The organism is Vagococcus coleopterorum (genome assembly GCF_011303955.1).
In the GTDB taxonomy this organism is placed as follows: domain Bacteria; phylum Bacillota; class Bacilli; order Lactobacillales; family Vagococcaceae; genus Vagococcus_D; species Vagococcus_D coleopterorum.
Map to the genome: position 1 here is coordinate 213,515 of NZ_CP049886.1, position 12,239 is coordinate 225,753.

At 35.4% G+C, this 12,239-nt stretch carries 11 protein-coding genes and 1 tRNA gene; 4 read left to right on the top strand and 8 right to left on the bottom strand.

Annotation, left to right across the window (positions count from 1 at the left end; genetic code table 11):
* Window positions 1-7: 7 nt before the first annotated feature.
* From yycF to G7081_RS01030, 3 genes are all read right to left on the bottom strand, one after another.
* Window positions 8-715 carry a response regulator YycF gene (yycF, locus tag G7081_RS01020; protein ID WP_166006594.1) on the bottom strand — a complete coding sequence of 236 codons (708 nt, stop codon included), beginning with the start codon at window positions 713-715 and terminating at the stop codon, window positions 8-10.
* A 134-nt stretch (window positions 716-849) separates the two neighbouring features.
* Window positions 850-1,365, bottom strand: a complete 516-nt coding sequence (locus G7081_RS07695) for a methylated-DNA--[protein]-cysteine S-methyltransferase (RefSeq protein ID WP_166006596.1) — start codon at window positions 1,363-1,365, stop codon at window positions 850-852.
* 55 nt (window positions 1,366-1,420) lie between these two features.
* Entirely contained in the window at window positions 1,421-3,574 is a 2,154-nt protein-coding gene (locus tag G7081_RS01030; RefSeq protein WP_166006598.1) for a HelD family protein, read from the bottom strand.
* Window positions 3,575-3,797: 223 nt separating this feature from the next.
* Between G7081_RS01030 and G7081_RS01035 the strand changes: the two genes are divergently transcribed.
* The gene (locus G7081_RS01035) at window positions 3,798-5,102 is read left to right on the top strand and encodes a Na+/H+ antiporter NhaC family protein (RefSeq protein WP_166006600.1); all 1,305 of its coding nucleotides are present in this window, start codon (window positions 3,798-3,800) and stop codon (window positions 5,100-5,102) included.
* Window positions 5,103-5,129: 27 nt separating this feature from the next.
* Here the strand turns inward: G7081_RS01035 and G7081_RS01040 are convergent, their stop codons facing one another.
* From G7081_RS01040 to G7081_RS01050, 3 genes are all read right to left on the bottom strand, one after another.
* Window positions 5,130-5,978: a YitT family protein gene (locus tag G7081_RS01040; RefSeq protein WP_420824505.1), complete on the bottom strand. Its 849-nt coding sequence runs from the start codon at window positions 5,976-5,978 to the stop codon at window positions 5,130-5,132.
* A gap of 125 nt (window positions 5,979-6,103) precedes the next feature.
* Window positions 6,104-6,565: a Dps family protein gene (locus G7081_RS01045; protein ID WP_166006602.1), complete on the bottom strand. Its 462-nt coding sequence runs from the start codon at window positions 6,563-6,565 to the stop codon at window positions 6,104-6,106.
* A 150-nt stretch (window positions 6,566-6,715) separates the two neighbouring features.
* A tRNA-Lys gene (locus G7081_RS01050) sits at window positions 6,716-6,788 on the bottom strand.
* A 355-nt stretch (window positions 6,789-7,143) separates the two neighbouring features.
* Between G7081_RS01050 and nrdH the strand changes: the two genes are divergently transcribed.
* From nrdH to nrdF, 3 genes are all read left to right on the top strand, one after another.
* The gene (nrdH, locus tag G7081_RS01055) at window positions 7,144-7,368 is read left to right on the top strand and encodes a glutaredoxin-like protein NrdH (RefSeq protein WP_166006604.1); all 225 of its coding nucleotides are present in this window, start codon (window positions 7,144-7,146) and stop codon (window positions 7,366-7,368) included.
* 132 nt (window positions 7,369-7,500) lie between these two features.
* Window positions 7,501-9,663: a class 1b ribonucleoside-diphosphate reductase subunit alpha gene (gene nrdE / locus G7081_RS01060; protein WP_166006606.1), complete on the top strand. Its 2,163-nt coding sequence runs from the start codon at window positions 7,501-7,503 to the stop codon at window positions 9,661-9,663.
* Window positions 9,664-9,678: 15 nt separating this feature from the next.
* Window positions 9,679-10,641, top strand: coding sequence for a class 1b ribonucleoside-diphosphate reductase subunit beta (gene nrdF, locus G7081_RS01065; protein WP_166006608.1), 963 nt, complete (start codon window positions 9,679-9,681; stop codon window positions 10,639-10,641).
* A 33-nt stretch (window positions 10,642-10,674) separates the two neighbouring features.
* Here the strand turns inward: nrdF and G7081_RS01070 are convergent, their stop codons facing one another.
* Together G7081_RS01070 and G7081_RS01075 are read right to left on the bottom strand one after the other, a co-directional pair.
* Window positions 10,675-11,358, bottom strand: coding sequence for a YjjG family noncanonical pyrimidine nucleotidase (locus tag G7081_RS01070; RefSeq protein WP_166006610.1), 684 nt, complete (start codon window positions 11,356-11,358; stop codon window positions 10,675-10,677).
* Window positions 11,359-11,404: 46 nt separating this feature from the next.
* Window positions 11,405-12,115 carry an adaptor protein MecA gene (locus G7081_RS01075; protein ID WP_166006612.1) on the bottom strand — a complete coding sequence of 237 codons (711 nt, stop codon included), beginning with the start codon at window positions 12,113-12,115 and terminating at the stop codon, window positions 11,405-11,407.
* Window positions 12,116-12,239 lie beyond the last annotated feature (124 nt).

Consider the following 12,239-nt stretch of genomic DNA (forward strand, 5'->3'; position numbering starts at 1 on the left):
TATACTCCTAATCTTGGTCAGGATTTTTCAAGTAATATCCTACTCCTCGACGGGTTACTAACCAGCCTGGATGACTTGGATTATCCTCAATTTTTTCACGTAATCGACGAACTGTTACATCTACTGTTCGAACGTCTCCAAAATAGTCATAGCCCCAAACAGTTTGCAACAAATGTTCACGTGTCATGACTTGCCCTAGATGCTTCGCTAAGTAGTGTAATAATTCAAATTCACGATGTGTTAATTCGATTTTTTCACCACGCTTAGAAACTGAATACGCATCTGGGTGGATAGTTAACGCCCCAATTTCAAGTTCGTTGGATTGAGTGCTAGCTTCTTCTTTAGAACCTAAAGAACCTTGACGACGCAAGTTAGCTTTGACACGAGCAACTAATTCACGGTTTGAGAATGGTTTAGTCACATAATCATCGGCCCCTAATTCTAAACCTAGGACCTTGTCAATTTCCGAATCTTTAGCTGTGACCATGATAATTGGCATGTCATAGTTTTTACGGATTTCACGACAAACTTCTAAGCCATCAATTTTTGGCAACATCAAGTCTAATAAAACCAAATCAGGTTCAACTTCAGTCACTTGTTCTAAAGCTTCCTCACCATCATAAGCCGTAAAGACTTCGTAGCCTTCTTTCGTCAAATTAAATTTAACTATATCTGAGATTGGCTTTTCGTCATCAACCACTAGAATTTTTTTCATTTATTTTTCCTCCCCTTGTTCCTTCTGAAATAGAATCACAAGCTGTACTTGACTATTATACCCTATTTTATCTCAAGTGAAAACTTTTGACACATCTTTCTACTATATAATGAGTAAAATTCTGTCATTTTCTTTTATCTGTCGCCGATATTTTCAACAAAGTTGATCTTTTCGTGAGCTAACAATTTTCTTTTTAAGTCCAGCACAGCTGAAAAACCACCGATCTCATCAGTTTTTCTTAGAACACGGTGACAAGGAACTAATAACAACCACGGATTTTTACCGATTGCCGTCCCAACAGCTTGAACCGCTCTTGGATTTTTAATTTTCTTAGCAATATCTTGATAAGAACAAGATGCTCCATAAGGAATTTCTTCCATTGCACGCCAAACTTCTTTTTGAAAAATTGTAACTTCCTGCATTAGTTCTAATTTAAACAGGCGTGGCCTAGGTTCTTGTTTTTCATAAGCGTCTAACCACTCGTTTAACTCTTGGAATATTTGATTTTCTTTATTAATAATTTTATTTATTTGATGTTTTTTTACAAAAGCTTCCCCAGCGCTCCTTGTTCCAAGGAAAACTAAACCAAAATCTGATGCAATGCCTATCAGTTCTTCGTTCATAACTTGAAATGTTTCCATATAGTACATTTTATCACCCCATTATATTCATTATAACAAAAACAAGACACCTAAGTGTCTTGTTTTATTTTTCGATAAATTCGGAAACATTTTCAATATAAGGTAAGTATAGTTCATGCATTGCGCGTGAACTTGCAGTATATAACAAGTTTAAATCGTGTTGTGTTTTAAAACGTTTTTGAGAGACGTTATGAACAATTACGCTATCAAACTCTAGGCCTTTTGCCAAATGAACAGGCATCACAAATTGTTGATGGCTTAAATCCAACTTACTTGAATCAGCAATCAAGCTGACTTGCTGCGGTTCCCCTAGCACTTTGTAAAGTTCACGAGCTTCCTGACTATCTTTTGTTAAAATAACTTGGCGATAGCCTTCTTGTAATTGGGTTAACCGCTCTTGTAAATAAGATACATACTCCTCTTGTGTTGCTAAAGCTGTCAATTCAGGATCTTTACCTGGTCGATCAATCACTTCCACACCACTTTGATCCCCACCTAATAAATGTTTCATAAAGTGGCTGATTGGACCGCTCGAACGATAAGATTTCAGCAATTTCACTGAGGTTACTTGACGGTTCGGCCCTTGAAATAACTCTTCAACACGAGTAAAGGTTGTTCCTTGTGCAAAGATAGCTTGATAACCATCACCAACTAAGGTGAAGTTAGCATCCCCATAGACTTTTGCTAAGAAATAAAGCTGCGCTTCCGTGTAATCTTGAACTTCATCCAAAATAACAAATTTTGTTTTTTGCTGGGCATGATTACGGATAACTAAGTGATTTAAATAAGCAAATTCTGTCGCTTGATCTAACGTCATTGGTGTTTGTAGTGGCAAGCCTGTCGCTAATAAGTAATGGCTTTCCATATCTAACCAACTATAGTTAGCAATGTATTGACGAACCGGATTGTAGTGATGTTGCACGACTTTTAAGACAACTTTTTCAATCTGCTCATCTTCCGTCCCTTTTTTAATTTTAGCAAATAAATGATTGTATTCCTCATTGCTCAAGTTTTCTAATTCATTACGCCATTTTGGTTTCTTAGCCTCTGTTTTAATAAACTTAGCTAAGGCTTCTTGCATCTTTTCTTGTAAGAAAGCTAGTTTACGGTAAAGCTCGATGTCTTGCGGTAATGACTCTACCGTTTGGCGCATCCATTTTGCTGAAATAATCATTTCAGCTTCTAGCTTGATATCCTTAAAATCAATCAGATGAACATCTAATTCTGATACATACTCTTCAATCGCAAACATATTATCTAGTGAATTTAAAACAGATACATTCTCTAATTGTGCATCTAATTCTTCAATTTTTGTATCACGACCACGAGTCCGCATTAAATCACGATAAGTCATTTGACGCGGATTTTTCTCCCCTAAGCTTGGTAAAACTTCTTCAATATAACGACTGAACATCGGATTTGGAGAAAGTAATAACACTTGTTCAGGTTGTAAATCATCCTTATAACGGTATAACAAGAACGCAATTCGTTGTAAAACAGTGGACGTTTTACCACTACCAGCAATTCCTTCTACGATTAGAACATCGCTTTTTGTGTCACGAATAATCGCATTTTGTTCTTTTTGAATCGTACTCGTAATATCTTGTAACTTCACTGACGATTCTTCGTTCAAAACTTCCAACAGCATCGGATCTTCAATCGCTGTACTTGTATCAAAGAAATCCAATAATTTATTTTTAGTTAATTTTAACTGGCGACGCTTTTGTAAATCAACCGCAACTTTTCCCATAGGAGCATCATAACTTGTTTCACCTAAGCTATTTTCATAATATAAATTAGCAATCGGTGAACGCCAATCATAGACATATTGTTCATGATTTTCATCACTAAACCCGGCTACCCCAATATAAAATTGATCCGCTTCTGTTTCTTCTGGATATTTAACATCCAACTTAGCGAAGTACGGGCCATCTAATAACTGTTTAATAACATTTTTTTGTTTTTCTAGCCACTCACGCTTGTAGTTTAATTGTGCCAATTCTTGGTTTTTTTGCTCCACCTGAATTAAGGATTCAAAACTATCTGCTGCAGAAGCACCGTTCATCCGGACATCTTCTGACAAATTACGTAAGAATAAACGAGAGTCTTCATCGGCTTCTTCGGAATCATTGTAAACACGGCGTTCCATTTCCAGCAACTTATCATAAACCATTGATAGATGGTCTTGTTCCATCTGCCATTCTTGTTTTTCTGACATTTTATAGCCTCCTACTTTTATCTCGTTGAACAAATAATTCTACGCCCAAAACCGTGATAAGTCAATCATTCTTCTTTATTTCAAGCCTCTTGTCATCGTGTGCTACTTAATAAACAACTAGCATTTCACAAATTTTTAGCATTTTTTATCAGCTTGCATCAGAAAACCACTTTACTTTTTGTGATTTTTATCACATAATTATCATTTGAAAGGTGGAGGATTTATGAAAAAAGATTTAGAAAAAGGTAGTATCGTTGGATTGTTACCCATGGCAACATTTTTAATTTTATTTGTAGCGGTAGGCATTGGCACAGGAAGTGTGATGAACTTACCGTTTAACTTAGCGTTCTTCGTTAGTGTGCTATTATCTATTATTTTATTTCCAAAAATGAAGTTCGATGATAAGTTAACAACTTTTTGTAAAAGTGCTGGTAACCACACCGTGATTCAAATGGTTTTAATTTTCTTATTAGCTGGAATCTTTACTGGATTAGCAAAAGAAATGGGATCAATTGAAGCAACTGTCAACGCTGGTCTGCATTATTTACCTGCTAGTTTACTAGCGCCAGGTTTATTTATCATTACAAGTTTCGTCTCATTATCAATTGGTAGTTGTATGGCGACAATTGCTGCACTAACTCCTATTGGTATGATGTTAAGTGAACAAGCTGGTTTACCACTAGGACTTTGCATTGCAACTGTTTTAGGGGGAGCAATGTTTGGGGATAACTTATCAAATATCTCAGACAGTACTATTGCAGCTGTCCAAACTCAAAAAGCAAATACTAAAGAAAAATTTATGATGAACATCAAATTAGTCGTACCTGGATTTATCATCACATTAGTAGCATTATTCCTATTAACAATGAATACGACTGATTACACAGGAACCACTGATGCTATTGAATGGTTGAAAATTTTACCTTATGTTTTAATTATTGTTTTATCATTAACTCGTCTAAATATTATTGCTTCATTAATTATTGGTATTATCTCAGCTTGGTGTATCGGGTTCTTCCAAGGTGACTTTAACTTTATCGATTCTTTAGGTGTTATGAGTCAAGGTATGATTTCGATGGAAGATATTGCTATCATTGCTATTTTAATGAGTGGCTTAAGTGGCTTGATGGAAGCTTTCGGTGGCGTTGATTACTTAGTAGCTAAGTTTGATAAAAACTTCAAATCAACTAAGAGCACTGAGTTCGGCATTTTACTATTGAGCACCATCGTTATGGCATGTATCACAATCAATACTGTTACTGTTTTAGTTGCTGGACCAATCGCTAACAAAATCAGTGAACGTAACAACCTTGACCGTAACTGGGTTGCTTCAATTCTAGATATGAGTTCTGCTGCTTTACAAGCATTTTTACCGAACAGTGCTGCTTTACTTGTGATTGCCAGTGCTGCTAATATCTCTGTTTTCAAAGTTATTCCATACAGTATCTACGGCATTGTCACATTTATCACTTTGATTATTGTAGTCTTATGGAAACCTAAATTTTTAAAAATAAAAACAGCTAACTAAGTTAGCTGTTTTTTTCTTTATTCTATTTTATCTTGCAAGGCTGAAGCCACGTCCTAAAACTTCTTGGGCTGGCATCACTGTTAAGAAACTCGTACTATCAATTTCTAAGACACATTCACTAACTGCATGGTATTTATTTTCTGGAATAACACACATCAGCATCTCTTTTTCATTTTTATCAAAGCCACCAGTAATCGGAATTCTAGTGACACCGACTTCCATTTTACTTAATAAGGCTGCTTCAACTTCTGTCATTTTATCGGAAATAATTAAAATATTTTTCGATGGTTTACCACCTACTTGAACTAAATCAATTACTCGACTAATCACAAATAAACAAATTAAGGCGAATAAAACTTTGTCGAAATTAAATACGAATCCCGCACTTAAAATTATAATGCCATCAATTAAAAATACTGCAATACCTAAAGGGATTTTAGCAAACTTATTAATGACTTGGGCAATTGTCGCCGTTCCCCCTGTTGAAGCATTCCCTCTAAAAACTAAACCTAATCCTAGGCCTGCCAAGACACCTCCAAAGATACTTGATAGAATTGGATCACTCGTTAATGGCGGTAAGAAACTTGTTAGCCCTACAAAGAACGGATAAATCAAACTACCTAAAATTGTTTTCATCCCAACTTCTTTACCAAGTGCCACAAAACTCAAAATTAATAAAGGAATATTAATCGCATATAAAGTCAGCGCTAAGCTCGAATGAAATTTCTTTTCTAAAATAATAGCTAAACCGTTCGCGCCACCAGCTACTAATTGATTCGGACTTAATACTAAATTAATCGCTAACGCTAAAAATAGTGATCCTACCATTAAATAGCCTAAATCCATCCAGCGATCTTTTGTCATCATTTGTTTCAAACCTAATCTCCTACTTTCTAAATCATAAAATCAACATAAAAAACAGTTTAACTTATTTTTAACAATAAAACAAAAAGAACATTGGATAAACACCAATGTTCTTTTCTGTTCACTTAATTATTATTCTAGATATTAGGCGCTTGACCTAACTTCGCTGTTAACATCCAGATTTGTTTTTCCACCGTTCCTTTAAAGTCGATAAACATATCTTCTGTTACGTTATCGCCTTCTTCACCTGCGATTTCAATACCTTGGGCATATAACCCTTGTAAGTAACGGTATCCTGCAACTAACTCTTCCATGCGAGTTGTCATGTCTGTTTTATATGTCCCTGGTTTTTCGACCAGTTTAGTTTCTTCAGCAAATTCTTTTAATGTTGAGAATGGCGCTCCCCCAATAGTGATTAAGCGTTCGGCCACCTCATCTAATTGATCGTTAATGCCATCCATGAATTCATCCATTTTTGGATGTAGGGTTAAGAACTCTTCCCCTCTCATGTACCAGTGTGTTTGATGAATCATTACTGAAAATTGACTTAAATCCGCCACCGCTTGATTTAAAACGACTTGTGTTTTTTCATATGCCATAATAATTTCCTCCTTCTTCATCTATAACCCTATTATACCCCTTAATTATAATTATTACAATCTAGATGCTCGTACAAAAAGAGACAGCGCCAATCGTTTTCTAAATGCTTGCGCACCAACATTTGACCTGCCTCGTGGGTTTGGCACCCATGGGTTGTGGGGGGTTCGAACCCTCGACCCACGGATTAAGAGTCCGTTGCTCTACCAACTGAGCTAACAACCCGACTACGCCTTTATTTTAGCACTTTCCAGACTGTTTCGCAATGATTTTTCAAATCACTTCCTACTATATATAGTGTTTGATTGGCAGTAAATAAATTTAACAACAAGTTAGTTCGGCCATTTTCTAACCGAGTTATTTCATTCACATTATTTTTTAATTTTATAAAAAAAAAATTCAAAAAATATCGATTATGAAAACACCTATGAAACCTTGAAATATCAATCTTGTGAAAATCATACAAATACAATTTGTAGTATTACATAAAAAAAACACACAATATGTTGTGTGTTCGTGTTGACTTTTTTGTGTGAGCTAGTATACTAAATATAGAAATCAAGACGGAGGTAAAGACACAATGAACATCACATTATACACTAAAGATAACTGCCCTCAATGTAAGATGACTAAGCGTTTTTTAACAGATAAAAACGTTTCTTATAACGAAGTCAACATAGACAACGAACCACAATATGTAGATTGGCTAAAAGACAACGGTTACCGTAGCGTACCAGTTGTAACAGCTAATGAAAATGTTTCAATTGTTGGTTTTAGACCAGATCAATTACGTGGACTAGCTTAAACTACTATATATAGTAGCACTAAATATAAACATCTAAATCGTTCCTACTTCGGACCCGTACATCACTCCTAGGTAGTGAACGATTTTTCTTAGCTCTTAGAGCATATTAACAATAGAAAGTAGGGACTAGACGTGAGTTTAAAAAATTTAACAGATGTTAGTTATTTCAAACTTAACAATGAAATCAACCGTCCAATCGATGGTCAAATTCCATTGCACAAAGATAAAGAAGCTTTAGATGCCTTCTTTAAAGAAAACGTTGAACCATGTACGATGACATTTGCTTCAACAGAAGAAAAAATCAACTATTTAATGGAACATGATTTTATCGAGACAGAATTCATTGGTAAATATTCAATGACCTTTATCGATGAGTTATATACGTTCTTAGCTGAGCAAAACTTCCAATTTAAATCATTTATGGCAGCGTATAAATTCTATTCACAATATGCTCTTAAAAATAACGAGGGTACAATGTACTTAGAACGTTACGAAGATCGTGTCGCTTTCAACGCGCTTTACTTCGCTGACGGTAATGAAGAACTAGCTTTAGCAATTGCTGACGAAATGATTCACCAACGTTATCAACCAGCTACTCCTTCATTCTTAAACGCTGGTCGTAAACGCCGTGGAGAATTAGTATCATGTTTCTTATTACAAGTAACTGATGACATGAACAGTATCGGACGCGCTATCAATAGTGCCCTACAATTATCACGTATCGGTGGTGGTGTTGGGATTTCATTAAACAACTTGCGTGAAGCCGGTGCCCCTATCAAAGGATACGAAGGTGCAGCCAGCGGTGTTGTTCCAGTTATGAAATTATTCGAAGATAGCTTTAGCTACAGTAACCAATTAGGTCAACGTCAAGGTGCTGGTGTTGTTTACTTAAACGTCTTCCACCCAGATATCGAAATGTTCCTATCAACTAAGAAAGAAAACGCTGATGAAAAAATCCGTGTTAAAACTCTTTCTTTAGGATTAAACGTTCCTGATAAATTTTATGAATTAGCTCGTAACAACGAAGATATGTACTTATTCAGCCCATATAGTGTTGAAAAAGAATATGGCGTGCCATTCTCTTATATCGATATCACAGCTGAATACGATAACTTAGTTGCTAATGATAAGATTCGTAAAACAAAAATTAAAGCCCGTGATTTAGAAAATGAAATTAGTAAATTACAACAAGAATCAGGTTATCCATACATCATTAACATCGATGAAGCTAACCGCCAAAATCCTGTTGATGGCAAAATCATCATGAGTAACTTATGTTCTGAAATCCTACAAATTCAAGAGCCATCTGTTATTAATGACACGCAAGGCTATGATGTTTTAGGAACAGATATTAGTTGTAACCTTGGTTCAACTAATATCCCAAACTTGATGAACAGTACCGACTTTGGTAAATCAGTTCGCACAATGACGCGTGCTTTAACATTTGTCACAGATGCTTCAAGCATTGATGTTGTCCCTTCTATTAAAAACGGTAATGACTTAAACCACACAATCGGTTTAGGTGCTATGGGGTTACATTCTTACTTTGCTAAAAACCAAATGGAATACGGTTCAGAAGAGTCAATTGACTTCACTAACATCTATTTCATGTTATTAAACTACTGGACTTTAGTTGAAAGTAACAATATGGCTAAAGAACGTCAAACAACTTTCAATAACTTTGAAAAATCGGATTACGCTAATGGAACTTATTTCGATAAATATATCGAAGGTGATTTCCAACCGCAATTTGATAAAGTCAAAGATTTATTCAAAGACATCTCCGTGCCAACACAAGAAGATTGGAAAAACTTACGTGATGCCGTTGCCAAAGATGGTTTGTACCACCAAAACCGTTTAGCTGTTGCTCCAAATGGATCAATTTCTTACATCAATGACACAAGTGCAAGTATCCACCCAATTACGCGTTTAATCGAAGAACGTCAAGAGAAGAAAATTGGTAAAATTTATTACCCAGCGCCATATTTAAACAACGAGACGATGCCTTTCTACAAATCAGCTTATGATATGGATATGCGTAAAGTCATTGATGTTTATGCTACAGCACAACAACATATTGACCAAGGAATGAGCTTAACATTATTTATGCGTTCTGATATTCCTGAAGGTTTATATGAATGGAAAACTGAAACAACAAAACAAACAACACGTGACCTAAACATTTTACGTCACTATGCTTTCCACAAAGGTGTAAAATCGATTTACTACATCCGTACCTTTACAGATGACGATGAAGAAATCGGTAGTAACTCTTGTGAAAGCTGTGTTATTTAGGGAGGAACGTTAAAAATGAGTAAAACTTACTATGAAGCCATAAACTGGAATAGTATTGAAGATATGATTGATAAATCAACTTGGGAAAAACTAACAGAACAGTTTTGGTTAGACACTCGTATTCCGTTATCTAACGATTTAGATGACTGGCGTTCTTTATCTGACCTAGAAAAACAAACAGTCGGTTATGTATTCGGTGGTTTAACACTACTGGATACAATCCAATCTGAATCTGCTATTGATGCCATTCGTCCTGATGCTCGTACACCTCACGAAGAAGCGGTTATCAATAACATTCAATTCATGGAATCAGTTCATGCTAAAAGTTATTCATCAATCTTTAGTACATTAAACACAAAAGCTGAAATTGAAGAAATCTTCGAGTGGACAAATACTAATGAATTCTTACAGAAGAAAGCTAAAATTATTAACGAAATTTACAAAGATGGGACACCTTTACAGAAAAAAGTAGCCAGCGTTTACGCTGAAACATTCTTATTCTACTCAGGATTCTTTGCTCCTCTTTATTACTTAGGTAATAATAAACTAGCAAACGTGGCTGAGATTATTAAATTAATCATCCGCGATGAATCAGTTCACGGAACTTATATTGGCTATAAATTCCAATTAGGTTTCAACGAATTATCAGAAGAAGAACAAGAAGAAATGAAAGATTGGATGTACGCTTTATTATTCGAATTATACGAAAATGAAGAAGGCTACACTGATTTACTTTATGGTGAACTAGGTTGGGACGAAGAAGTGAAAACTTTCCTACGTTACAATGCTAATAAAGCCCTAATGAACTTAGGTGTTGAGCCTTTATTCCCGGATACCGCCAACGATGTTAACCCAATCGTCATGAATGGTTTATCAACTGGTACAAGTAATCACGATTTCTTCTCACAAGTCGGAAATGGTTACCTACTAGGTAGCGTGGAAGCAATGCAAGAAGACGATTACACAATCGGCATGTAAAATTAAAAAGCTAACCAATTTGGTTAGCTTTTTTTATTTATCTAAAATAGTCAAAACTTCTGAAATATCTCTGATTTGATAAGTCGGCTCTTGCGATAGTGTATTTACTTTTTGGTCAGGATTCAACCAACACGTATCAATTCCATATAGCAGACCACCTTTAATATCTGCTGATAGAGAATCTCCAACAATCAAGCACTCGCTTGGTTTAACATGAGGTACCCTATCAAAGACATAATCAAAAAACTCTGTCATAGGTTTTTGATAACCTGTTTCTTCTGAAATAAAAACATCCTTAACGTAAGGATACATCCCCGCCTTAGTTAAGCGACTTTTTTGCGTATCAGCAACACCATTCGTGACAATATATAACTCATACTTATCCTGTAAGGTTGCTAATACTTTTTCAGCTCCAGGTAAGTACTCGGCTTCTTGGTTTAGATATTGACGAAAAAGCTGATCCATTTCCAAACCATCTTTTTTCATCCCAAGGTAATCAAAAATCGACTCAAAACGCCCGCCTAAAACATCATTTCTTGATATTTTGCCAGCCTCTAAAGCTGACCATAATTGATGATTTTTTTCTTGATAGACTTCCTTTAATTCCGAAGTAAAAACAACTCCTTGATCGGCAAAGAGTTTTTCTAGGGCATGATGTTGCCCTTTTTTAAAATCTAATAACGTATCGTCCACATCAAATAAAATTGCTTTGTACATCTCTTTACCTCCACAATAAAAACCTTAAGACCATGCTTAAGGTTTTTTATTTTTTAAAATAATGTTTCACTTGTTCTAATGCACTACGTTCCATGATTAGACGACCATACTCACCTAACACTTCTGGCGTCACATTTGAAAGTGTTCCAAACTCTAAAACTAATGATAAATCATCATTGACTTGTTCTTCCGTCATATCTTCAACCGGGAAACTTAAGTGCAAATAGTATGCTTTAGACTCACTAGCTAAACTGTATAAATTTGTTTGTACTAGCTCAAATTTACTTGCTGTAGATAGCGTGACTAAGTCATCAAAATCTTCAAATTTAACGACATAGTCCAAAGTTGGATTGGTTTCGCGAATGCGAACTTCCTCAAGTGAATTATCCACTTTTAATTCAATCGTGTTTTCAATAGCTAAATCAGCTCCGCTATCCAGTTGATTTTTCAAGAAATCCCCAAAACTATCTTGGTTAATCAAATCAGATAATTCTGGCAAATCAGCATCATCACCTAGCATCATATTTTTACTGATAAACAACTCGATACCATTTCGATTTGGAAGCACTTGGAAAGTAACGGCTTCCGTTTCTTGAAATTGTTCTTCCACATCGACTTCTTCTAAAATACTGTAAAAGAATGATTCAATTTGCTTGTGATTACCTAATAAATCTAAAAAAGTAATGCCACGTTCAGCTAAATCTTCATTTTCAATCAAGACACGGATCGTATTTTCATTGATTCGTTCCATTTCCATAGTAACTTCACCTCTTTCCGAATTTGATGGAGAAAACAACTTCTCCTTATAAGACTATTGTAGCTGATAGTACCCAAAAGTAAAGTAAAACACCCTACAAAAAAACCTACCTCTTAAAGAGATA

What these genes read in the sequence shown, in the direction of transcription:
- G7081_RS01070 (WP_166006610.1), bottom strand. Translation starts at nt 11,358, where the DNA reads ATGTACAAAGCAATTTTATTTGATGTGGACGATACGTTATTAGATTTT.
- G7081_RS01030 (WP_166006598.1), bottom strand. Translation starts at nt 3,574, where the DNA reads ATGTCAGAAAAACAAGAATGGCAGATGGAACAAGACCATCTATCAATG.
- G7081_RS01045 (WP_166006602.1), bottom strand. Translation starts at nt 6,565, where the DNA reads ATGGCATATGAAAAAACACAAGTCGTTTTAAATCAAGCGGTGGCGGAT.
- G7081_RS01075 (WP_166006612.1), bottom strand. Translation starts at nt 12,115, where the DNA reads ATGGAAATGGAACGAATCAATGAAAATACGATCCGTGTCTTGATTGAA.
- G7081_RS01035 (WP_166006600.1), top strand. Translation starts at nt 3,798, where the DNA reads ATGAAAAAAGATTTAGAAAAAGGTAGTATCGTTGGATTGTTACCCATG.
- yycF (WP_166006594.1), bottom strand. Translation starts at nt 715, where the DNA reads ATGAAAAAAATTCTAGTGGTTGATGACGAAAAGCCAATCTCAGATATA.
- nrdF (WP_166006608.1), top strand. Translation starts at nt 9,679, where the DNA reads ATGAGTAAAACTTACTATGAAGCCATAAACTGGAATAGTATTGAAGAT.
- G7081_RS07695 (WP_166006596.1), bottom strand. Translation starts at nt 1,365, where the DNA reads ATGTACTATATGGAAACATTTCAAGTTATGAACGAAGAACTGATAGGC.
- nrdH (WP_166006604.1), top strand. Translation starts at nt 7,144, where the DNA reads ATGAACATCACATTATACACTAAAGATAACTGCCCTCAATGTAAGATG.